The organism is Fictibacillus norfolkensis (genome assembly GCF_014836645.1).
Lineage (GTDB): Bacteria > Bacillota > Bacilli > Bacillales > Fictibacillaceae > Fictibacillus > Fictibacillus norfolkensis.
In genome coordinates this window covers 1-21,487 of record NZ_JACSQM010000002.1, presented here as the reverse complement: position 1 = coordinate 21,487, position 21,487 = coordinate 1, and the positions used below count along the sequence as shown (strand labels likewise).

Sequence of the window (21,487 nt, the reverse complement as noted above, 5' to 3'; positions counted from 1 at the left end):
AATGGCTGTTTTAAAAGGTTATTTGTATATTGATGCATCGTGTGCGCTTCTTTTGCAAGTTGACTGAAGCGGCAGGTTGCCGACTCCTATGGGAAGAACGGTCTGTCCGAAAAGTGGAAGTGGCTCGTTCAGCTCCGACAAGCAAAAGTTGAATGGGCTAGGAAGGCGAACTTTGCCTTCTTGACCGTTTGACTTTTGACCTCGAGGGGCTAGCCACTGCAACAAGACAGGTGGAGACTCCTAATGGCGCGTAGCGGCAGGAGGCTTACCGTACGCCCCATGGAAAGCGAGCAACCGGGAGCGGAAGTCAACTACTTTCATCGATCTGCATCGAATACAAAAACAGCCAATGAAAACATTAAAGGAGACATAATGAAAGATTTAGTGATTTCTCTATTAGAATGGATTATGAGTTTAGGACACTTAGGGATCGCGCTTGGTTTAATGGTTGAAGTGATCCCGAGTGAGCTGGTGTTATCTTATGGAGGATATATGGTGTCTCAGGGACACTTGAACTTCACGTTGAGTGTGATTGCCGGGACAATCGGAGGAACACTAGCACAGCTTTTCTTGTATTGGATGGGCTATTACGGTGGCCGTCCGTTTCTTGAGAAATATGGAAAGTATGTACTAATCTCTAATAAACAGATCGACTTGTCGGAGAGATGGTTCAATAAATATGGAACAGGCGTCATCTTTTTTGCACGATTTATTCCGGTTGTAAGACATGCGATCAGCATTCCAGCAGGGATCGCAAAAATGTCATTCGCAAAGTTTACATTGTTTACAACCTTAGCTGTTATTCCATGGTCCATTTTCTTTATTGAATTAGGCAGCCGTCTTGGCTCCAATTGGGAAGATATTAAAACAATCGCTGCTCCTTACACACGCGGTATTATGATAATAGCAGTAGTTGTCATCTTTTTGTTCATTCTATATAAAGTGAAGAAGAAATAGTCATTGCTATTATACTGTTTTACACGGAACAGCCTGGTATTTATGTACCGGGCTTTTTTATTATTCTTCAAATGACGTATAGACAAATTCTAACGAGAGTTGTACACAACATATATATGGCTACCGCAATATAAAACGAAAGGAGAGGAATTGAGATGGATACATTTATTAAGAGTTATCATGAAACATACAATGCAGCTAAAGTTAATGAGTTGCTTCTGCGCATTAAAGAACACCAAGGGAAAGAAAATATAGCTGCGAAAGTGACTGAAGCGATGGAAATCTGTGGATTCACTCCTGGAGACATTGAGCAAGTGCTGAAACAACTGCGAGGAGGGGACAGACCCTAGACAATTACACTTACACGAATTTTGTACATCTACAGTGGACACTATTGATGTACTAATACATCTCCCTTGTAAGTGGAATGGGAACTTAAGCCCTTTCTTAGACGATGACCTCACATCTGCGTTATACTTCTTGTAAGAGGTGATGGTTATGGATATAACATTAAGCGCAAGGAAGTATATAGAAGAAGTGCTTGAAATGAACAACGCCAATGGAATAAGAGTTTACTTCTCAGGAATGGGCTGAGGAGGTCCTAAGCTTGGCCTGGCTCTGGATGAGCCGGAAAACTCTGATATTATCGAAGAAATCAACGGTATTCGTGTAGCGTTTGACCCAAGGATCAAAGAACAGACTTCTGCATTAAAATTAGACTTTGAAGATTCTAAATATGGATCAGGTCTCGTGATGCTTGGACAGGACGATTGCTGTTAACAAACCAAACCGCTGATGACTTTATAAAACTCATCAGCGGTTTTTATTATTGTTTAGATTTTCTAAATCCCGAATCCATCGCTTCTTTTTCGGTGCAAAACCATTTTTCGGGCTTTGTCACTTTATAATAGCGTCCACTCTCCAGATGATAAATTTTACCTCCAGAAGAGCTGATGTTACCTTTTATCGTACAATCTTCATTTTTGGCTTGGTCTTCAGGTTTATCTTCATCATTATCTGATACATAACCATCTTCTTGAACATAGTTCTCTAAGCTCCAAATACCGACACCCTCTTTTTGGGCTTGTTTTTGTATACTTTCGTACTGATCTACATACTTCGTATTCGGCTCGAACACATAGGCTACACGTGCTAATCCTTTCTTTAGCAGGCTTTCCTGAACGCTTTTCCCATCTGCATAGACATAAGCGAGAAGACGACCGTACTTATCTCGTTCTCCAATACCAAGCTCTAACTGAACATCAGCGTCTTTTAACATATCTCCTGCGTGTTTACTAGCTTCTTTGCTAAAGGGCTGTATCGGTTTAGAAGGATGAACACTTTCTGGTGTATCCACGAGCAGAAAACGAACGGTTTCTAACTTACCATCAACTCGAACTTTGATCGTATCTCCGTCAACAACCTTTTCAACCTTTACAGGAATTCGTTGTTCATCGTTAGAAGTCAAATAACTACAGCCAGACATAAGGAACACGATACTAATAATAGAGATTAACAATTTCTTTAACATGGAAACATCCTTCATATTTAATTTATTGCATATGCTTTACCATTTACTATTATAATAAATGATAGATCGTAGAGATTATAGATTACCATACATAATTACTTTGAAACGTAAGAAAGGGGATTGGCATGAAAAAGATACATAAAAATTTCAGTATTTGCGTAGCTATCGTTCTTATGCTTGTGGCTGCTGGATGTGGAAATGATTCAAAAATAAAAGAGGCAAAGCTAGAAAATCAAAACGGTGAACCTGTAGTTGTTTTTCCATCTGACAAACCGTCACTCATTTTTTTATTTACAACAGCTGGCTGAGGTCTCTGCCAAAAGCAGCTGGTTCAGCTGAATGGAAATATAGGTAAATTTAAAGATATGGATGTAAATATCTATGCGGTAAGCTCTGATACGGTTGAGCATCTGTCTTTCCTTCACAAAGAGATGAAACCTGCTTTTCCGTTTTTATCTGATCCGGAATTTAAGCTCATTGACCATTTGGATATGAAAGGGGACAGTGTAGCTAAACGTGGTTACGCACTGATCGACAAGGAAGGAAAGGTTATCGTTACTAAGGTGAACGACCATTGGGGAGAAGAGATCGATCAAACGTCTAAACAGATTCATAAAGAATATAAGAAGTTAGAGAAATAGTCCGACAACCAACGGACTATTTTTTTCGGGATTCGTTATCTGTCACAGTTTCTCCATACTAGTTGTTATAAAATGGGGTTATAATGAAAGTAGAAAGACTCTAGGAGGGATTTTCCATGCTAAAAAAATCTTTATGGCTTGCAGCGATCGCAGTTCTAGCTATTGGAATATTGGCAGCTTGCGGTGGAGGAAAAGACAAAGAAAAAAGCACAAAGAATGCGGAAGAAACGATTACAATTGAAGCTAGTAATTTTAAATTTGATAAAAAAGAGTATGAAATTCCAGCAAATAAAGATGTAGCTCTTAAACTTGAAAACGTTGATGGCAACCACGCGGTCATGATCGAGGGAGAAGACGTGAACGTAACAGGTGGTTCTTCTGATGTTGTAAATTTAAAGCCCGGTGAATATACTCTTCGATGCAGCGTTCCTTGTGGAAACGGTCATGCGGATATGGTATCAAAACTTGTTGTAAAATAAATAATGGGCCTCTAGCTAAATGCTAGAGGCTTTAATTATAACTTTTTAATCTGTACAAGCTCCTTATTGTAAGGAACTTCATTTCCTGTAGAAGCCCATAGATTACCTAATAATCTTGGCATCATCTGGTCTGATGGAACCGATCCTTTGTGATGTAGAAAATGTTCAAAATACAAAAGATAGAGCCAAGAAGACGTAGGAAGAAGAATGTTTTGAGCAAATTCATCACTTTCCGTAATAGTTGCAAAAGAATGAGATTCCCAACCTGAAATAAATCGGGTGCGTTTACCGTTCAGCTTAGATTCTATGTAATGAAGAGAGTGTGCAACTTGCGGATCGTCATCTCCATCAGCATGTGCTAGTCTGGATTGAAATTCTAATGAAACGGAATCCATGTCATCTACTTCAGCTATGACATGACACAATGCTTTATCATAATGAGCGTGTAACGGAGTCCAATTATTTCGTTGCAGCAACTCTACAAAAGGTAGTTGTTCCATAGGAATATCCGTATAAGGTGGTGCAAAGAGCTGTCTGCCATATTTGATCTCATGAAGCGTTTTTCTTTCAAAAGAAGCACACACATACCACGTATCTTTTTCGTCCTTAATTAAACGTTCACCAGATTCCAAGGCATATGCGGTATACAACCCTTTTTTTGAGATTTCATAAGAGGGCAATTCCTCCTCGTGCAATTCACTCAATATATCATCATCAGGCTGTTCGATCGCAGCCATTACAAAAGTTGTAATCCGCATGGTTATCATATTCCTTTAGTTTTTTATTTTCTTAAAGGTATCTTTTAAATCTGTGAACCCTTCTTTAACAGCTGAAAAACTATTTTTCTTTTGGTAAATGTCATATCTTAAGTAATCTTTCTTCTCTTGAAGAAGTTGCTGCTGCGTTTTTACATCATTCATCCGAGCGGTAATGCTGTCTCCAGTGCTCTTCATTTGTTGAACGGTACCCATTGATTCCTTCATGGCCTTAATTCCTGGAATTAAAATAAATAGAGCTGCAGCTGCGCATACAGCTAAGAAAATCCATAACCACATCAATACAATCGCCTCCAATCAATCTATCTATACTAAATTACCCGTAATTGATCAAGAAAAAACAAAAAATCGAGGACAGAAAGCCTCGATTTTATCGCTTTGGACATGTAGAACAGCAAGTCCCGTTATCTGTTTTGTAATAAAGGCAGCAAGTCTTACGGGTCTTAGTAGGTCCGCAGCCAATCGGAGCTGCAAAACGATGGAATGGGTTTTTCGTTAACCCAAAATGAAAAGCATGTGCTTCCATAAAGAATGCATAATCTTCTTGGATTCTTTGCTTAACTTCTGCTGGATGCTCTTCCGTTAACCACGTTTCATATATCCAGCGTATGTAAATCCAAGCGTTCTCCCAAAGAGTTGCTTTAGAGATGCGTGCAGTGCTCGCAATATGATTCAACATGACAGACATGTTTTCTTTAAAAAGTGTTTCAATGACAGAAGAGCGCCAATCTGCTCTGTTTTCGTCGGCAATGCGAGCAGACGCATCTTTCAGTGTGAATGATGGAAGCCACATGCTATCGGAGTTGTGATCGATAAGATATACATTTTTTATGTTCATATCGAATGACTTATTAAGAATAGTCATTCCATATAAACAGGAAGTTAAACTACAATACGCATAGCGTTTGAAGAATAGAGACGCCGTTACAGGGCGTTTGTTCGAACCGATACGCGGTCCTGTTTGATCCAAAAATTGAAGCAGATAATCAGAGCTCAACAGCTGTTCGGCAGAAACGACAACTTCATTCTCATATGGTGCTTGAAAAGAGAAGCGATAGTTCGAACTGATATGATTTTTTTCTTCTGCTGTCCAACCGTTTGACTTAGGCGTACTGAGGAGTATTGACATGTCGAACGACTCGCCCCTTTCCATATGGAATACACATTGGTGTGCCGAAAACTGGATCAGGAATCACGGTACTCGACATCTGGAATACTTCTTCCACTAATTGTTCGTTCATAATTTCTTCAGGTGCACCTTCTGCATAGACGGTTTTATCTTGAATCGCAACAATATGATGAGCATAACGGCAAGCAAGATTCAAATCATGAAGCACCATAACTATTGTTCGCTTTTCTTTTTCATTTAACTCAAATAGGAGATCGAGAATCTCAATTTGATGTGTCATGTCTAAGTACGTAGTAGGTTCATCCAATAGAATCGTCTCTGTTCCTTGAGCCAGTGTCATAGCGATCCAAGCACGCTGACGCTGACCACCTGAAAGTGAATCAACAGGTGTTTCCATATAGGGAATAAGATTTGTCGCACGAAGCGCATTCATTACGGCCTTTTCGTCTTCTTGTGACCATTGCTGCAGCCATGATTGATAAGGAAAGCGGCCTTGCTTAACAAGTTGTAGAACAGTTAATCCTTCTGGAGCAATTGGTCCTTGTGGCAAGATTGCCAATTCTTTTGCTACTTGTTTTGTAGACCGTTTCGCTACATCTTTACCATTTAGCAAAACATGGCCACCTTTAGGAGTTAATAGTCTTGCCATAGAACGTAACAGGGTGGATTTACCACAACCATTGCTTCCGATCAAGACGGTGATCTTACCTTTAGGGATCTGCAGGTTCAACTCGTCGATAATCGGTTCTTTTCCATAAGCTAATGTTAGGTTAGAGGTTGTTATTACAGCCATCTGTCATCCACTCCTGTTATTGGTTTTTAAATAAAAGATAGATAAAGTACGGAGCACCGATCGCCGCTGTAAAAACACCGGCCGGTACTTCTAAAGGTGAGAATAAGGTACGTCCGGCAAGGTCTGCCAATACGACCATGATACCCCCGATCAAAGCCGAAGCTGGAAACAAGCCGCCGAACGATGATCCTGAAATTCTTCTAGCGATATGTGGTCCGATAAGACCAACAAACCCCATCGCACCTGCAAACGCTACTGCTGAACCTGCAAGAGCTGTACAGACCATTAAAAGTAAGAAACGTTCACGATGAACTGAGATTCCTGCTCCTTTTGTAAGGTCATCACCAAATCCTTGAATGTTCAAACGGCGGACGAGAAGTACTAAGATCGGAATCAATCCAATAAACCACGGCAGCAATGCTTTTACTTCATTCCAAGAAGTACCGTACACGGTTCCAGTAAGCCATATAGTGGCCTGACTCGCTCTATAGATTGGTCCCATGAGCATCATGAGCGTTGTTAGAGCCTGTAATAAAGCCATAAGCCCGATTCCTATTAATATGAGACGAATTGGTGTAACCCCGTCTTTCCAAGCTAATACATAAATTAAGAAAGCAACGATAGTAGCGCCACCAAAAGCAAACAGTGGTAAATAATTAATACTCAATAAAAGGTTGTTTGAGTCATCACTGAACATAGTTAGAAAGGCAACTGCAGCAAAACCTGCACCACCTGTTATTCCGATCATATCGGGAGAGGCTAAAGGGTTACGGATAATGCCTTGCAAGATGGCACCCGAAAGAGCGAGTGAGGCTCCTGCAATAAAAGCGACTAATACCCTTGGCAGCCTAAATTCAGTAATGATGAGCTGGTTAATATCTAGCCCTGTTCCGATTAATGCATTGAACACATCCCACGGTGCAATATACATATCACCGACACCGATACTTAATAGCATGGCAGCTATTGCTCCTAGTGTTAGGGCAATGATACTAACAGTCGTTTTTTTATCAATTAAAAAAGAAAATGATTTACGCTGTAAGACCCAGTACTTTCTCATTTTTGAAAAATTCCTTTTCGAACAATATATATGAAGAATGGTGTTCCGATCAGAGCTGTTACAACTCCAACAGGTGCTTCTTCAGGCATGATGATATAACGTGCGCCGATATCTGCAACGACGAGCATAATGCCACCGATAATAGCAGAGTATGGCACGATCCAGCGGTGATCATTTCCTACCAGATACCTAGCAAAATGAGGAACAACAATTCCTATGAAACTGATGGGGCCAGCAATGGCAACTGATCCTCCAGCTAGTATGATAACCATGAGAGCTGCAGCTAGTTTAAAAACAACTGTTTTTTGTCCTAAACTGATGGCAACATCTTCACCAAGCGCAAAGGCGTTTAACTGCCTTGATAATAAGAGGGAAATCACCCAAGCGATAACAAGTGCAGGTAAGACTGCGACTAGCATAGAAAGTTTTCTTCCTTCTACTGAACCGGCTAACCAGAATAGAACTTCATCTAGCGCTTTTTCATTGGTGACGAGCATTCCTTGCGTGAGAGATGCAAAAAGAGCGGCCATAACAGCTCCAGCAAGTGTCAATTTAACAGGTGTAAGTCCACCCTGGCCAGCAGATCCTAATGCATAAGCCAAACCTGCAGCAACTGCAGCTCCTAAGAAACCGATCCACATAAATTGCTGTATGGATGAGATTCCGAGAAAAGTAACACCAAAAACAATAAAAAATCCAGCACCGGCATTTACACCAAAGATATCCGGAGATGCAATTGGATTTCGAGTGAGCGCTTGCATGAGAACGCCGGCGATCCCTAAAGAGATTCCAACAGCGATACCTACAAGTGAACGCGGGACTCGAGATAGTTGAATAATTAAATGTTCGTTTGAGCCGTTAAAAGCCGTATACGCTTCAATAGCTTGTTTTAGTGAAGTGTTTGTATAACCCAGCACAACACTTAAGACCATTATAATGAGCGCGATTATTATGCCAATGATAAGCCCGGCTGTCTTCAATTTATTTCCGTATAATATTCCGTTCATCAGAGCCTCTTTTATTAATGAAAGTTATTCTCATTTATCAGTTTAAAAGTAAAGTAGGTTTCTGTCAATGACTTTGAAAATCATTATCATTTAGTTGTTGACAACGTATTCATAACATATTATGATACGAATTGTAATTGATTCTCATTATCATTTACATTATAAAAAGGGGAGAGAAAATAGAATGAAAAAAATTACATACAAATGGCTTGCGTTCGCAGCGGTGTTAACGTTAATGCTTGCATTGGCAGCATGCGGCGGGAAAGATAAAGAAAAAGAAGAAAAATCAGAAGGTTCTTCTGCCTCCTATAAAGTAGAACATGCGATGGGGACAACAGAAGTTAAGGAAAACAAGAGAGTAGTTGTTCTAACAAACGAAGGTACTGAAGCCGTGCTAGCTCTTGGGGTAAAACCGGTTGGAGCCGTTAAATCTTGGTTAGGTGACCCTTGGTATGATCATATTAAGAGTGACATGGATGGCGTTGAAGTAGTAGGTGACGAAAGTGCTGTGAACGTTGAGAAGATCGCAGCTTTAAAGCCTGACTTAATCATCGGAAACAAACAGCGTCAAGAGAAACAATATGACGAATTAAATAAGATTGCACCAACTGTATTTTCAGAAGAGCTTCGTGGTGATTGGAAGATCAACTTTGAACTATACGCAAAAGCATTAGATAAAGAAGAAAAAGGAAAAGAAGTTCTAGCTGCATTCGACAAGCGTATTGAAGATATGAAGAAAGAGGCAGCAGATCAATTAAAAACAGAAGTTTCAGTGGTTCGTTTCTTACCTGGAACATCTCGTATCTATCATAAAGATTCTTTCTCTGGTGTGATTCTTGATCAAGTTGGATTTGCACGTCCTGGTGATCAAAGCCAGAATGATTTTATGGAAGAAGTAACCCAAGAACGTATCCCTGATATGAATGGTGACATTCTGTTCTACTTTACGTACGAAGCTGGAGATGGAAAAGCGACTGACACTGAAAAAGAATGGACAGGTAACCCGCTTTGGAAAAACCTTGAAGTTGTTAAAGCAGATAAAGCATACAAAGTAAGTGATGCAATCTGGAATACAGCTGGTGGAGTAAAAGCTGCAAACTTGATGTTAGATGATCTTGAGAAATACTTCTTAAAAAAATAAGCGTGTTATAGAGAGGGAGCGAGCAGTCGCTTCCTTTTTTCTTCTTCAGTTAACTCCAGTTTTTATCTATAATTGAACTTGGGTGAAGTTAACCCGGACGAAAGGCGTTCTTAATTTGTACACAATTTTGCAATAAATCTGCCATAAATTTTCCAAGGGATTAGGAATAATAAACATAATGTATAAGTATAGAAAAAATTATTCCTGGAGGTTTTTGTAATGAACAAAAAACCATCGCTCGAAAAGGAACTGCAGCAACGTGAAATCCTAATGAAAGACGAGCAAACCAATGCTTGGTTTTATGAAGATCACATTACAACCATCGTTAACCGCGCACGTAAAGAAGGTGCATTTGATGATTTAGAAGGCTTAGGTAAGCCCCTTAATCTAGATGAAGATCTTACTTACAATCCGGAGAAGCGTCTTCATAAAGTAATGAAAGATAATAACATTCTCCCTAGTTGGGTGAAACTTGGTCAAGAGATAGACGTATTAAAAGAAGAGCTAAAAACGTATACTGTAGAGTTCAACATTAAAAAGACCGTAGAGACCATTAACCAAAAAGTCTTTCAGTATAACTTAACTTGTCCACCTAGTGCACAAAGGATGAAGATAAACCTGGAGGACTTTTTGAATAAATAATTGGAGGGTGTATGGCAAAGAAAAGTACATTAAATGCAGAACATTATCAATGGGGAGATGCATGTGATGGCTGGCACCTTCTAAAGCAAGGGAATCTAAGCATCATACAAGAAAGAATGCCCCCTCAAACAGCTGAGGTAAGACATTATCATGTGTTTTCCCATCAATTTTTCTTTGTTTTGAACGGAGAACTGTTGATCGAAAAAGATGGTGAAGAAATTATCCTTAGCGCGCATCAAGGATTAGATATTCCTGCAGGGACAACCCATCAAGTTCGAAACGAATCGAGTTTGCCTGTTGAGTTTCTTTTAACTTCTCATCCACCTGCACAAGGAGACAGAGTAGTTGTGAAAAAAGTAAAAAGTATTAGTACAGTGACCCTTTAAACATAAAGGGTTATTTTTTTTGTCATGTGAATCTGAACTTATGGGAAAGATAGAGAAAAACGGCCAGGAGTTCATGAGATGTTAATGTATAAAGAAGCTACGAATCAAACCGAACGCATTGAACACTTTGACATGCCAAAAGAGAACGAAACCATCTGGATGTTTTATCAATCTCTTAAAGAAATGGATCAAGACGATATATTAGAGCAGCTTGATCTTCATCCGTTAGCTAAGAATGCTTTTATGAATTTTTCTGAACATCCACAACTTAATGTTTATGCCAATCATGCTGTTGTTTCAACGTTTTATTTGGGATCTGAAAATTATGAACCGATTAGGATTAACCTTCTAATCGGTGAAAAGTATTTGATTGTTATGAGTGAACACGAAATTTCCTTTAGGGAACAGCTAGTTAAAGATTTCACGAACAATCCTGAACACATGAAACATGTTAGCTATATGCTGTACTATCTCATGAAGGATATCGTTAATTCCTATCTAGAAGTTGTTGATCAACTTTCAGATGAGTTTTTAGAGCTCGAAAAGAGTGTGTTTATCGATCCACAAAAACGTGAGATCGGACGGGACGTGTATCGTTGGAAGACTCGCTTACACAAGCTTAGACAATATGTTGAAGCAGAAGAGAGCATCATACAGAAAATGGGTCATGATGACTTCGAATACGCAAATGAAGAATCAGGTTTTTACTTTAAAGATTTGCTATCCTCCTTCTCAAGAGTAACAACTGCTTTTGACAGTTTTAAAGAAAATTTAAAAGGAATTTTAGATCTGCAAATGTCTTTAAAGTCCGATCACATGAATAGAATCATGAAAACGTTGACGCTCGTTAGTGCTGTTTTCATTCCCCTTACATTTATCGCGGGTCTTTACGGCATGAATTTTGAATACATACCTGAACTTAGATGGCACTATGGGTATTTTTACGTTTTAACTCTTTGTTTAGTTTTACCTGTTGTAATCATGAGCTATTTTAAGAAGAAAAAATGGTGGTGACCTTTACATAAATTGTTACCGAACTGCGGAAAATACGAGTAAAAGAAGGAGGTCTAAAATGGAAAAAAGACCCTACTACATTAATGTGGAAACAGGTGAAATCTTACCTGTTAAAACTGCATCTACTTTTCAATTTGAAATTTCTGCGTCAGAAGATGATGTATGGAAACTTACTAAAATGTTCGAGGAAATGGAAAGCACGGCAAATGATACTTTTGTACGTAATCATCTACCTTATATTCCTTATTCAAACGATCGGGACAACGATCGATATGATTCGAAATTAAGAGAAGTCTACGGGTTTATCCATGATAGAGGTCAGGAAGAAACAAGACAGTTTATTGAGACAATGGACCTTTGGAACCCTGAGCATCCAGGGATACCAGAAAAAAGACCAGAGATTGAATAATCTCTGGTCTTTACTATCTCATTGCAAAATATACAACATAAATGATGATAACAAAAGCAATTGCCATTCCGATATAAGTTAACAATATAGGATTCAGCAATGCTGTGTGTCGGGTAACAGCAGGATTAACTTCATCTTCAGTATATGAAGTTTGTTGTTTTTTACCTAGTTTCCATGTCCACCAAAACCCTAAACCAACAATAAGAACAGTTAAGCCCATAATGATCAAAAAAATTGTAATCACTCCTTAAAGCTTGTTTGTTCTTTATTCTTTGTTCAATCAGTGGGTTTCATGCATAACCGCAGGCTCTTTGTTGAGAGAATCCAACCGAGTTAATTCTCTTTTGATAATCGTTAATAGTTGCTTTTGATCATCCGTATTAAAGATATTGTACTGGTCACTTTCTATAATCAAAACTGGTGTTTTATCGTAGGCTTTAATCCAGTCTTTGTACTTGGCATGGAGTGTTTTATAATATGCCAAAAGTTCAGGGTTTTCTTCAATCTGCTCATATGAGCGACCTCGTTGGCGGATACGACTTAGTACAGTCTCAAAATCACTATCCAAATAGACAAGCAAATCAGGACGTAACTTTGGAGTTTTGTCGATTTCGTTCATCATCGTTTCAAGTAAGTCTTTATATGTGTCAAATTCAAGCTGTGTCATGTTTCCTGAATCAAAGTTCAGTTCGGCAAAGATTAGATCTTCGTAAAGACTTCGATCCAGAACATTGTCTGGACTTGTACGTGCTTCACGAATCGTCTTAAAACGTGTGTTTAAGAAATAAATTTGAAGCGGGAAAGCCCATCGCTTCGGATTTTTGTAATAATCGGGTAAAATAGGATTGTCAACGACACTTTCATAAAAGATAGAGCTTCCTAGCTGCTCGCTCAAGAATTCAGCATATGTAGACTTACCTGTACCGATCATACCTGCCATTAAAATCACGGTATATCCTCCTAAAATGGTGCTTCATAGGCACTGTAGCCAGTGAGGCAACTTGTGTAGAACATATGTATTCATAAGTTATAAATATCAATATATGGTATGTAAGCGATAAAGCCTTTCTAAATATATCATGTAATACAAAAGGTGAACAGAGGTTGTTTTTATTAATCATTTTGAAATACTCGAAACTCTGAACAAACACCATTACTTTATTTTAAAGAAATCATAGTTTTGGCGGTATTGTGATAAGTCTTATTGCTTGTACATTGATTGTGCTGGAAATATCATAAGCGTCACAAGTGAAAACAATAAAATATAGAACTGAAGTTGTAATAAAGGGGATACTAAACATGACCATCCAAATAAGAGTATATTCCGATTTTGTTTGTCCATATTGTTACTTAGCAGAAACGCCATTATTAAAAGCGACCGAAGATAAAGATGTTGAGATTGAGTGGATGCCATACGAACTCAGACCGTTTCCACAGAAAACATTACGTCCTGAAGAAGATTATTTACAAAGATCGTGGCAAGAGTCTGTTCAGCCTCTAACAAAGAAAATGGGTGTTGATATGATACTGCCAGAAGTATCTCCTCAACCTCATACTTTCTTTGCTCATGAAGGATTATTGTTTGCTAAAAGGCACAACAAGGAAAGAGAATATGCTCATCTTGTTTTTAATTCTTTTTACCAAAACGGAAAAGATATCGGAAAGATTGATGTACTTCAAAACATTGCTGAAGAAATTGGCCTAGACGGCAAGTCCTTTCAACAAGCATTGGAATCTCGTGAATTTAAGCAAGAAAGAGAGAGGATTCAGAAAGAAGCCAAAGAAGACCTGAACATTACCGCAGTCCCAACTATTATTATTGGTGAGAGAGTATTAAAAGGCCTGCATCCTCAAGCTAATATCGAACGTGCATTAAGAGGCGCTATCAGGGATGCTAAATTTGAATTTTGTGATGGCGACGAATGTGAATAAAAGTGAAAATAATGAAAAAAGAGCGCTTAGAAGGTCGTCCTTCTTAGCGCTCTCTTTCGTTCTTAACAATGAAAAAAGGGGGTTGTTGATAGGGATGTCTATAATATAGCAAGGTACTATTAAAAATGGCCGAATATGTGATTTTTTTGATAAACGTTATCACTTTGTGACAAAGTCGCGCTGACGGACTAAAGGATAATTGTTTAAAATGAAAAAAGCCCTAAATTAGGGGAGGGCTTTTTTCGGGAAAGGGGGGTACACCTATATAAGACGAAGGAAAAATGGAAAAGTTTCAAAATTTGTAAAAATTCTTTTTCTAGTCCTTTAAATAATGATAGAGTAAATAACAGAATAGAAGAGAGAAGGAATGGGGATGAGAGATTTTCTTAAAAAGTGGCATCCAGCAGTCATCGTAATTGTTGCTGGAACATTGTTTACACGAGCGGCATTTTTTATGACTATGCCATTCTTAGCCATTTATTTGTACAACGAAAAAGGGATCGATCCTGCCATGGTTGGATTGATAATTGGAGTGAGTGCTCTTACGGGTACATTTGGTGGTTTCTTTGGGGGCTATCTATCTGATCGGATAGGGAGGCTTCCTGTGATGACAGTTGCTATCTTCATATGGAGTGCTGTTTTTGTTGGATTTGCTGTAGCAGACCTCGTATGGCATTTCTTTGTGTTAAACATGTTAAACGGACTGTGCCGTTCTTGGTTTGAACCCATTTCCAGAGCATTGCTTGCAGATGTAACAACAAAAGAAAACCGGCTTCATGTTTTCAATGCTAGATATTTTGCAATCAATGTTGGTGCTGCAGTTGGTCCGGTTGTAGGAACGCAGCTAGGTACTTCAAATTCAACTCAAGCTTTTTACATTACTGCGATCGCTTATCTCTTATATGCATTATTAATTGTTTTTACATTAAAAGGGTACTCCAAAGAGTTAAAGGGTGGGGAAGAGAGAAAGTTCTCAATTAAGTCTGCCATTGGTGTACTTTTAAGGGACAGAGTGCTTGCTTTTTTTCTGATCGGAAATACAATTGTTATGATGGCACAGTCACAAATGGATACAACTCTAGCGCAATATATAGGGAACGCACCTCAGTTCGAGAATGGAGTTAAGCTTTTTGCGTATCTTGTTGTTACAAATGCAATAACGGTTTTGTTACTTCAGTTTCCAGTCACAAATTATGTAAGACGATTTCAGCCGATGAATGCACTTCGTTTTGGGAGCTTCGCTTTCAGTCTTGCCTTGCTTGGATTTGGACTATCAACGAATTGGGTGTTTCTTGTCATAAGTATGGTGTTTTTAACCGTAGGAGAAATTATTGTGTTCGTTATGAGTGATGTGCTTTTAGATGATTTAGCGCCTGAGCATATGAGAGGTACATATTTTGGAGCGATGTCGTTTCGATCGATTGGTTTCAGTGCGGGGCCGTGGATTGGCGGCTTACTTTTAAGTACGTTTGGCTTTGAACATGGGTTTTATGTGTTTGGCATTCTAACGCTTATCTCATTACTGTCCTTGCCATTCTTTCAATACGGAGAAGGTATCCGCAAAACGCTCCTAGAACAACAATCTGCTTCAACTTAAGAAAGGGGAAAAATCAGCATGATTACTGGAATTGAACATACTGGAATTATGGTTTCTAACATGGGGAACTCTATTAAATTTTATACCGAGGTACTCGGTTTAGATCTATTAGATCGTTTTGATCATACTAGCGTACCCGTTGAGTTGGCATTCTTAGGGGTAGAAGGAAAAGTGCTTGTAGAGTTAATCGCTGGATATACAGGGCCAGTTACGAATGAGGGGAAGGTCCACCACATTGCATTTTCTGTAAAGAATATTGAAGAGCAGTATGAGTTGTTGCAGAAAAAAGATGTAGTTATGAAAGATAAAGAAATTACAGAGCTACCTAATGGAAAATACTTTTTCTTTTTCGGACCAGATGAAGAATCACTTGAATTTTTTGAGAGTAAATAGAAATGAAGACTGCATGAATTGCAGTCTTTTTTTGTTTCTTTGTAAAGAGTCATGATTGGAAGAAGGTGATAAGACAGCAGTAAAGAAGTCTATGAATGAGAATTAGATTCCTGGCAGTGTCTCTTTTAAATATTGGTTTGAACAGTATTCTACACCATACTTGTAGCGACTTTCTCTAACATTTCTAGCTTTCTCCGGATCAATATGAATTCGTTTGATCTCAGGATATGTTTCCATGATCTTTGAAGCTATCTTGTCACCAGGCTCATCTGGATCCGTTAATACATAAACTTCATCACAAAGAATTAATGCTTCTTCAATCGCTCTTCGTTCTTTATGCCGAAATGAAATGCCATTTAAAATGACAAAATGGGCGTGAGGATGAACACTTTGTACTCTCAGTTGATCACTTTTGCCTTCAACAATGTATCCGGTCATAGCGCCTCCTGTAAAACTAAGATTCATTAACATTTTATGGAGGGCATATCGATAATAGTACGACTTCTAAAAAATTATTGGACAAAGGGAGTGTAAACTGTGAAGAAGCTAATTATCCTTGTAAGAACTTTTTCTCTTAGCTTCTTTTCCCTTATTAGTATTTATGGATTGTTCTTGTTGTTAGGAGATATTGAAGGGTTACTGATCGGGGTGTTCATTCTTCTTGTATGCTTTTTCTTATTTAGCATACGATTCATTAGATTTGTAATAGGGAGAAAAGAAACGCTTGTAATGAAAAGGATACAGCCGAGCCTCATGGTTATTACTCTTACCGCTTTCTCTACAGCTCTATTTTCTGTAGGCAATTATGCGCTCGAAACCTCTTTGCCACACTCTTTATCTCCTAGAATAAAAAATCAATTTTATTTGGAAGCAATGTTAGTAGAAAAGGATAGAATCTTTGAAAGAGTATCCTTTTTAAAAACGCTAGAAAATATGAATGAGAAAAACGCTTCAGTTTTCTATGAACCACAAGACGAGAAATTAGCAGTATCTGCGATTCGTCATATCCGTAAGATGCAGTCCTTTCACAACGAATGGATTGATGTTCATGATGCCCTTCCTGTAACCATCATCCTCTACCGAAACCCTTTAATCTTTCAGCAACATCTGCCGTTTCATGCTTATGAAAACTTGCAAGGATTGTACGTACCTTCTCAAGAAACCATCCATCTGCTTGTTACTAACGACATGGATGAGAATTCTGATAAATTTCTAGAGTTGGTCGGACATGAATATACACATCATTGGATTATTAGTTATTTGTTAGAAAATAAACTGGATAATAGGCATCTGCCTAGATGGTTTGAAGAGGGGATTGCAGAATATGCTGGGAAACAGAGTGTAAGAGAGGTGCCGATCTTTGTACCTCTAAACTTCATTCCCTTCACAAGGCTTCACTCAGTAAAGGATTGGGCATATGAAAATCGGAAAAAATCTAGTCACCGTCCATACAGACAAAGCTATTATGCCATAGATCAATTAGTAAGGGACGGGAATCGATCTAAAATTAAATCCTTATTGATTAATAAACAGAAGAATTTTTACCGCTTGTTTGAGGAAGAAACAGGTGAATCCCTGATAGAGTTTGAGGTGCGTTTTTTAAGAGAAGAGTTCATATATTTAAAGCGCTGAGCGGTTTGATGTTCATTTGTTTTTTATAAGTTATATGTGTATTCAAGCAAAAAGAACTCCTCAAGAATAAGGAGTTCTTTATTATTATCTGCTTTTTAATTTTCTTTTAATGATAGGTAATAACCTCTTTTTACCTTGTTTGATCAGAAAAGCAACCGCCATTCCTTTAATACCTTTTTTAATACGTCCCATTTTCATCCTCCTATAAAAATCATAGTTGTTTCAAGTAATATACCCGAAATCAGCATGAAGCAATCCTTTTATAGTAATACGGGTTACTTGTCTATACGTTTCATCACGATATGAATAAGATGAACCGAATACAATTTTATAGGAGTTGAACGTATTGAGCATGAATAGAAGTTTTCCACCTTTTCCGGGTCAAGGCGGCGGTCAAGGCGGAGGGCAAGGGTTTGGCCCACCAGGTGGCCCTCCAGGCGGACCTCCAGGAGGCGGTGGTGGCGGTGGAATGGCGCCAACATCAGCACCTCCATCATTTACACCATCCCAAGCGCAAGGTTTTAGTTTGCAAGGTGGAGGTGGCGGAGGAAGTCAGCCAGGAGTCTATGCTGTTGATCCAGGCGCGATCAGACCTTGTTTGTACCAATATGTCTATATCTGGCCAACATGGGGACCAGGATTCTGGGCATGGCTTACTTTTGCAGGTAGAAGATCGGTTGCAGGATTTCGCTGGACCGGCAATAGATGGATCTATTTTGGTATGGATACACGCCAAATCAGTTCCTTTTATTGTTACTAGAAACAGCCGCCTTTGTGCGGTTGTTTTTTTAAGTTATAGGATATAGTGGTTTCTTTTGTACTCGCCATGTTTCATATATTTTCATTTCAGACGGAATGCGTTTGGTCAAAGCATATTGGGCTGCTTCCCATACAAGAGGAGAGCACCAATCCTTCTTTAGATCACTAATAGGAATCCACCTTGCTCCGCTAGAATCTTGATCTGGGATATCAGCTATAGCCGATTGGGAATGAATGTCTATCTTGCAATCAAAGAAAACCGCTGAATGTTGTGACCGGGTCCATTCCTTATAGTTCCAAGGAAGTTCATAACAGCGTTCACCTAGTTTTATACCTTTTATCACCATAAAGCCAGTCTCTTCTAGAACTTCACGAATGACCGTTTCGTATTCAGATTCACCATCGTTTGGTGTGCCTCCAGGAAGATCCAAGCGATTTTTATAAGGACCACCGTTCTTTTCGATAACGAGCAGTTCTCCAGATTTGTTCAAACAAATACAATAGATTCCTCTGTGTTTATGCATTTTATAAGCTCCCTCAGAAAAAATACCTTTTCATCATGCATGAAAAGGTATTGTAGCATGATTATTCTTTTACTAGTTCATTGAGTTCTGATGTTAACGCTTCGAACTTGTTGAAACTATCAACCACTTCTTCTACGCATCTATGCTGCTCTTCTACAGAAGCAAGAACTTCTTCAACAGAACCACTTGATGTTTCAGCAATTCCAGAAACAGAATGAATTTCTCCAACGATATATCCGGTTGATTCATACAGTTGGTTAATTAATTCTTGAACTTCTGATGACTGTGCAGCCACTTGATCGGTGTTCACTAAAATTTGACTGAAGTTGTCTGCTGTTTTCTCTGTCGCTTGCAGACTGGATGTGACAACTCCTTGTGAACCATCTACAAATTGAGCGGCTTGTTTAGCTTTGTTACGAATTTCTCCTAGAATTGCACCGATCTGCTTTGTAGAGTGTTGAGAATCCTCAGCAAGACGTCGAACCTCGTCTGCTACAACAGCAAACCCTCTACCTTGATCTCCGGCTCGCGCGGCCTCAATCGCAGCATTCAATGCAAGCAGATTCGTTTGAGAAGAAATTTCTTCTATTGTCGTTAAGATTCCTTCTATTGATTCACTTTGCTGATTTAATTCGAACATTAGAGTGTTCGTTTGCTGCATGAGCTCACTTACTTCTTTCATCTTCAAAGAAAGTTCTATTACTTGATTTTCTCCTGCTTTTGTCACGATGGCTGTTTGCTCTGAAAGTTTTCTCATATCATTGGAGTGCTGATAAAGACCTTTTGCTACGTCGTTGGTGTTTGTGACAGATTGATTCATCCCACCTACACTGACAGCCTGAGATTCTACACCTTTTGCTACTTCAGTAAAAGCGTACGTGATGTTGCTTGAAATTTCACCTGTTCGTGTAACGTTTTCTTTTACAGACTGACTAAAATGATGAAGGTTTTCTGATGCATTTTTGATTTTACTCAACAACTCTTCCAATTTAATCTTATCTTGCTCTGACTGTTTTTCTGCGATCAAAATATTTTCATGCATACGCTGACCTATTCTTGCCTGTGCCACTAGAGCAGCAGTAATAACAGTTAAGAAAACGTTTAATGAGATAATAATCTTTGGGTCTTGTCCGGCAAACATCGTCTCTTTGTATTGAAAAAAGAAGAAATTGGTTAATAATAATCCACTAATACCCGATAGTAAGATTGAAAGGTAGTTATGATACAACGTGATGACTGCCAGGCATACATAAGTCATCAGGTAAGTAGAAATCTTCGGGTTTGAATCTGCCATGATAACAGTCAGTATCGTTAAGCCGATAACAACAAAATATTGAACAGCGAAGGGAGCCCACTTTCGGTACGTCCAAATCGAGAGTGATATAAGGATTGCGAGTCCAGAAATACCATAAAACAGGACACTATTAACGGTTTTCGTACTAGCATACGTACTTGCTAGACCGAGAAAGTACATACCCCACAGCATTTTGGTAACCAGTTTATTCGTTTGTAAATTTGAGGCAAATGATGGATTCAAATTTCGTCATCTCCGTTTTAAAATGTATAAGTACTGTTTTTATATCGTCAGGATTCTATGTGGATTTAAGATGTTTTCCAAATTTTGTTTTAGTTGTTTCGATACATATTGTAATCGTGAACATTTGTTAATAAGAACTGAAGAGTAGATGAAATTTTTTTGTTATTAAACTTTTAATTCGAGGTGATTAACGATGAAAAAGAAGACTTGGCTATTTACTATCATACTATTGCTTGCCGCTTGTAGCAGCGAACCAAAAAGCACCAATACGAAAGAAGAACCAGCACCGAAAACAAACGAATCTTCTCCAACTGAAAAGAAAGAAGCGGAAAAAGAAGAACCTGTTAACGAAGAAGTGACATCTATTGAAGAAGAAGGAACGTATATTGGTAGGATTGACAATAATTCTATTGAGGTAGAAGCAGCAGGGGAAACATTGGTTCTTCGACTAACAGACGAAGTTAGGGAAGCTGTCGAAAGTTTGAGGGGTGGATCAAAAGTTAACATCGTTTACAAGAAGAATAACGAGGGACAATGGGTACTTGAGCAAATTACTGAAGAAAGTGCGCCAGAGGCTGCCCTAACAAAAAAACTAACTTACATAGTGGATGGAGTTTCAGTTGAAGAGGACGCGGTATTAACAGAAAGTGAACTTGAATACCATTTTTACAAACTGCCAGATTTTGAATTTACAGCAGAAGAGCCTAGAAAAGATTTATTGTTTGCTACGAAATTTGCTGAGACATTTGTTAGAATAGAACCTTTGTCAGAAGAATCTTCTATTGATGACCTAAAAGAATGGGCAAAGGATGAACTTGAAGCAATCGGGGAAGTAAGTGAAGTGAATGGAAAAGAGGTCGCTGGACAGGCATTTGAAAAGTCATCGTTATTTATTACGGCTTCAAAAGATTCTTACAAAAAGTATATTATTATCCAAGACTTAAACAACGGTGATCAAGTTAAATATACGGTGAACCTGCCTGAACATAAGAATGCGGCTAAATGGGAACAAGCCATCTGGGCCATGCTTTCTACTCTTCAAACCAAATAGTTTAAAAAAGCGTACCCTTTTGAACTGCACCCTGTCAAGTAGACAGTGAAAATAATAAAAACCAGCTAAGCGGCTTCAGCTCTATATTCTTTAGGGC

Annotated in this window: 28 protein-coding genes and 1 pseudogene; 17 read left to right on the top strand and 12 right to left on the bottom strand. The window is 38.6% G+C overall.

The window, feature by feature from the left end:
* The first annotated feature begins 372 nt into the window (after nt 1-372).
* From uptA to H9648_RS21060, 3 genes are all read left to right on the top strand, one after another.
* The gene (gene uptA, locus H9648_RS04360) at nt 373-957 is read left to right on the top strand and encodes an undecaprenyl phosphate transporter UptA (protein WP_191753203.1); all 585 of its coding nucleotides are present in this window, start codon (nt 373-375) and stop codon (nt 955-957) included.
* Nucleotides 958-1,112: 155 nt separating this feature from the next.
* A complete protein-coding gene (locus H9648_RS04355) occupies nt 1,113-1,307 on the top strand; it encodes a hypothetical protein (RefSeq protein WP_191752709.1) in 195 nt (64 codons plus the stop codon).
* A gap of 148 nt (nt 1,308-1,455) precedes the next feature.
* The gene (locus tag H9648_RS21060) at nt 1,456-1,737 is read left to right on the top strand and encodes a HesB-like (seleno)protein (protein ID WP_404825643.1); all 282 of its coding nucleotides are present in this window, start codon (nt 1,456-1,458) and stop codon (nt 1,735-1,737) included.
* 46 nt (nt 1,738-1,783) lie between these two features.
* Here the strand turns inward: H9648_RS21060 and H9648_RS04350 are convergent, their stop codons facing one another.
* The gene (locus H9648_RS04350; protein ID WP_191752708.1) at nt 1,784-2,488 is read right to left on the bottom strand and encodes a thermonuclease family protein; all 705 of its coding nucleotides are present in this window, start codon (nt 2,486-2,488) and stop codon (nt 1,784-1,786) included.
* A 125-nt stretch (nt 2,489-2,613) separates the two neighbouring features.
* On the opposite strand from H9648_RS04350, the gene H9648_RS04345 reads away from it, so the two are divergent.
* The 3 genes and pseudogenes from H9648_RS04345 (at nt 2,614) to H9648_RS04335 (ending at nt 3,608) form a co-directional block, all read left to right on the top strand.
* Entirely contained in the window at nt 2,614-2,796 is a 183-nt protein-coding gene (locus tag H9648_RS04345; RefSeq protein ID WP_191752707.1) for a hypothetical protein, read from the top strand.
* A gap of 15 nt (nt 2,797-2,811) precedes the next feature.
* Nucleotides 2,812-3,129, top strand: a pseudogene (locus tag H9648_RS04340) (redoxin domain-containing protein); the annotation flags it as partial.
* 116 nt (nt 3,130-3,245) lie between these two features.
* Nucleotides 3,246-3,608, top strand: a complete 363-nt coding sequence (locus H9648_RS04335) for a cupredoxin domain-containing protein (protein WP_191752706.1) — start codon at nt 3,246-3,248, stop codon at nt 3,606-3,608.
* Between the two features lie 35 nt (nt 3,609-3,643).
* Here H9648_RS04335 and H9648_RS04330 read toward each other — a convergent pair whose 3' ends face one another.
* From H9648_RS04330 to H9648_RS04305, 6 genes are all read right to left on the bottom strand, one after another.
* A complete protein-coding gene (locus H9648_RS04330; RefSeq protein WP_191752705.1) occupies nt 3,644-4,366 on the bottom strand; it encodes a hypothetical protein in 723 nt (240 codons plus the stop codon).
* Nucleotides 4,367-4,381: 15 nt separating this feature from the next.
* On the bottom strand, nt 4,382-4,666 hold the full coding sequence (locus H9648_RS04325) for a hypothetical protein (protein WP_191752704.1): 285 nt from the start codon (nt 4,664-4,666) through the stop codon (nt 4,382-4,384).
* Nucleotides 4,667-4,754: 88 nt separating this feature from the next.
* Nucleotides 4,755-5,513 (bottom strand): IucA/IucC family C-terminal-domain containing protein, encoded by a 759-nt coding sequence (locus H9648_RS04320; protein WP_191752703.1) that lies wholly within the window; start codon nt 5,511-5,513, stop codon nt 4,755-4,757.
* Nucleotides 5,488-6,306 (bottom strand): ABC transporter ATP-binding protein, encoded by an 819-nt coding sequence (locus H9648_RS04315; RefSeq protein WP_191752702.1) that lies wholly within the window; start codon nt 6,304-6,306, stop codon nt 5,488-5,490. The genes H9648_RS04320 and H9648_RS04315 overlap by 26 nt, the downstream gene beginning before the upstream one ends.
* A 16-nt stretch (nt 6,307-6,322) precedes the next feature.
* Nucleotides 6,323-7,366, bottom strand: a complete 1,044-nt coding sequence (locus tag H9648_RS04310) for a FecCD family ABC transporter permease (protein WP_191752701.1) — start codon at nt 7,364-7,366, stop codon at nt 6,323-6,325.
* Nucleotides 7,363-8,373 carry a FecCD family ABC transporter permease gene (locus H9648_RS04305; RefSeq protein ID WP_191752700.1) on the bottom strand — a complete coding sequence of 337 codons (1,011 nt, stop codon included), beginning with the start codon at nt 8,371-8,373 and terminating at the stop codon, nt 7,363-7,365. The genes H9648_RS04310 and H9648_RS04305 overlap by 4 nt, the downstream gene beginning before the upstream one ends.
* 184 nt (nt 8,374-8,557) lie before the next feature.
* Here H9648_RS04305 and H9648_RS04300 point away from each other — a divergent pair, with 184 nt between their 5' ends.
* From H9648_RS04300 to H9648_RS04280, 5 genes are all read left to right on the top strand, one after another.
* Nucleotides 8,558-9,514, top strand: a complete 957-nt coding sequence (locus tag H9648_RS04300) for an ABC transporter substrate-binding protein (RefSeq protein WP_191752699.1) — start codon at nt 8,558-8,560, stop codon at nt 9,512-9,514.
* A 219-nt stretch (nt 9,515-9,733) separates the two neighbouring features.
* Entirely contained in the window at nt 9,734-10,156 is a 423-nt protein-coding gene (locus tag H9648_RS04295) for a DnaJ family domain-containing protein (RefSeq protein ID WP_191752698.1), read from the top strand.
* 11 nt (nt 10,157-10,167) lie between these two features.
* On the top strand, nt 10,168-10,542 hold the full coding sequence (locus H9648_RS04290) for a cupin domain-containing protein (protein ID WP_191752697.1): 375 nt from the start codon (nt 10,168-10,170) through the stop codon (nt 10,540-10,542).
* A gap of 78 nt (nt 10,543-10,620) precedes the next feature.
* Nucleotides 10,621-11,556 carry a magnesium transporter CorA family protein gene (locus H9648_RS04285; RefSeq protein ID WP_191752696.1) on the top strand — a complete coding sequence of 312 codons (936 nt, stop codon included), beginning with the start codon at nt 10,621-10,623 and terminating at the stop codon, nt 11,554-11,556.
* A gap of 58 nt (nt 11,557-11,614) precedes the next feature.
* The gene (locus H9648_RS04280; protein ID WP_191752695.1) at nt 11,615-11,965 is read left to right on the top strand and encodes a hydrolase; all 351 of its coding nucleotides are present in this window, start codon (nt 11,615-11,617) and stop codon (nt 11,963-11,965) included.
* A gap of 13 nt (nt 11,966-11,978) precedes the next feature.
* On the opposite strand, the gene H9648_RS04275 is transcribed toward H9648_RS04280, so the two are convergent.
* Both H9648_RS04275 and H9648_RS04270 read right to left on the bottom strand, forming a co-directional pair.
* The gene (locus tag H9648_RS04275; RefSeq protein WP_191752694.1) at nt 11,979-12,194 is read right to left on the bottom strand and encodes a hypothetical protein; all 216 of its coding nucleotides are present in this window, start codon (nt 12,192-12,194) and stop codon (nt 11,979-11,981) included.
* 51 nt (nt 12,195-12,245) lie between these two features.
* Nucleotides 12,246-12,905 carry a deoxynucleoside kinase gene (locus H9648_RS04270; protein WP_191753201.1) on the bottom strand — a complete coding sequence of 220 codons (660 nt, stop codon included), beginning with the start codon at nt 12,903-12,905 and terminating at the stop codon, nt 12,246-12,248.
* Nucleotides 12,906-13,264: 359 nt separating this feature from the next.
* Between H9648_RS04270 and H9648_RS04265 the strand changes: the two genes are divergently transcribed.
* From H9648_RS04265 to H9648_RS04255, 3 genes are all read left to right on the top strand, one after another.
* A complete protein-coding gene (locus tag H9648_RS04265) occupies nt 13,265-13,897 on the top strand; it encodes a DsbA family oxidoreductase (protein WP_191752693.1) in 633 nt (210 codons plus the stop codon).
* Nucleotides 13,898-14,270: 373 nt separating this feature from the next.
* Nucleotides 14,271-15,494: an MDR family MFS transporter gene (locus H9648_RS04260; RefSeq protein ID WP_191752692.1), complete on the top strand. Its 1,224-nt coding sequence runs from the start codon at nt 14,271-14,273 to the stop codon at nt 15,492-15,494.
* Between the two features lie 18 nt (nt 15,495-15,512).
* Nucleotides 15,513-15,887 carry a VOC family protein gene (locus tag H9648_RS04255; protein WP_191752691.1) on the top strand — a complete coding sequence of 125 codons (375 nt, stop codon included), beginning with the start codon at nt 15,513-15,515 and terminating at the stop codon, nt 15,885-15,887.
* A gap of 102 nt (nt 15,888-15,989) precedes the next feature.
* Here the strand turns inward: H9648_RS04255 and H9648_RS04250 are convergent, their stop codons facing one another.
* Nucleotides 15,990-16,325: a ribonuclease M5 gene (locus H9648_RS04250; RefSeq protein WP_191752690.1), complete on the bottom strand. Its 336-nt coding sequence runs from the start codon at nt 16,323-16,325 to the stop codon at nt 15,990-15,992.
* Nucleotides 16,326-16,424: 99 nt separating this feature from the next.
* Between H9648_RS04250 and H9648_RS04245 the strand changes: the two genes are divergently transcribed.
* Both H9648_RS04245 and H9648_RS04240 read left to right on the top strand, forming a co-directional pair.
* Nucleotides 16,425-17,519, top strand: a complete 1,095-nt coding sequence (locus H9648_RS04245) for a hypothetical protein (protein WP_191752689.1) — start codon at nt 16,425-16,427, stop codon at nt 17,517-17,519.
* Nucleotides 17,520-17,871: 352 nt separating this feature from the next.
* Complete coding sequence (locus H9648_RS04240) at nt 17,872-18,279, top strand: collagen-like protein (RefSeq protein WP_191753200.1); 408 nt, start codon at nt 17,872-17,874, stop codon at nt 18,277-18,279.
* Between the two features lie 28 nt (nt 18,280-18,307).
* On the opposite strand, the gene H9648_RS04235 is transcribed toward H9648_RS04240, so the two are convergent.
* Both H9648_RS04235 and H9648_RS04230 read right to left on the bottom strand, forming a co-directional pair.
* Nucleotides 18,308-18,802, bottom strand: a complete 495-nt coding sequence (locus H9648_RS04235; protein WP_191752688.1) for an NUDIX domain-containing protein — start codon at nt 18,800-18,802, stop codon at nt 18,308-18,310.
* Nucleotides 18,803-18,863: 61 nt separating this feature from the next.
* Nucleotides 18,864-20,339, bottom strand: coding sequence for a methyl-accepting chemotaxis protein (locus tag H9648_RS04230; protein WP_191752687.1), 1,476 nt, complete (start codon nt 20,337-20,339; stop codon nt 18,864-18,866).
* 193 nt (nt 20,340-20,532) lie between these two features.
* On the opposite strand from H9648_RS04230, the gene H9648_RS04225 reads away from it, so the two are divergent.
* On the top strand, nt 20,533-21,390 hold the full coding sequence (locus tag H9648_RS04225; protein ID WP_191752686.1) for a hypothetical protein: 858 nt from the start codon (nt 20,533-20,535) through the stop codon (nt 21,388-21,390).
* Nucleotides 21,391-21,487: the final 97 nt, after the last annotated feature.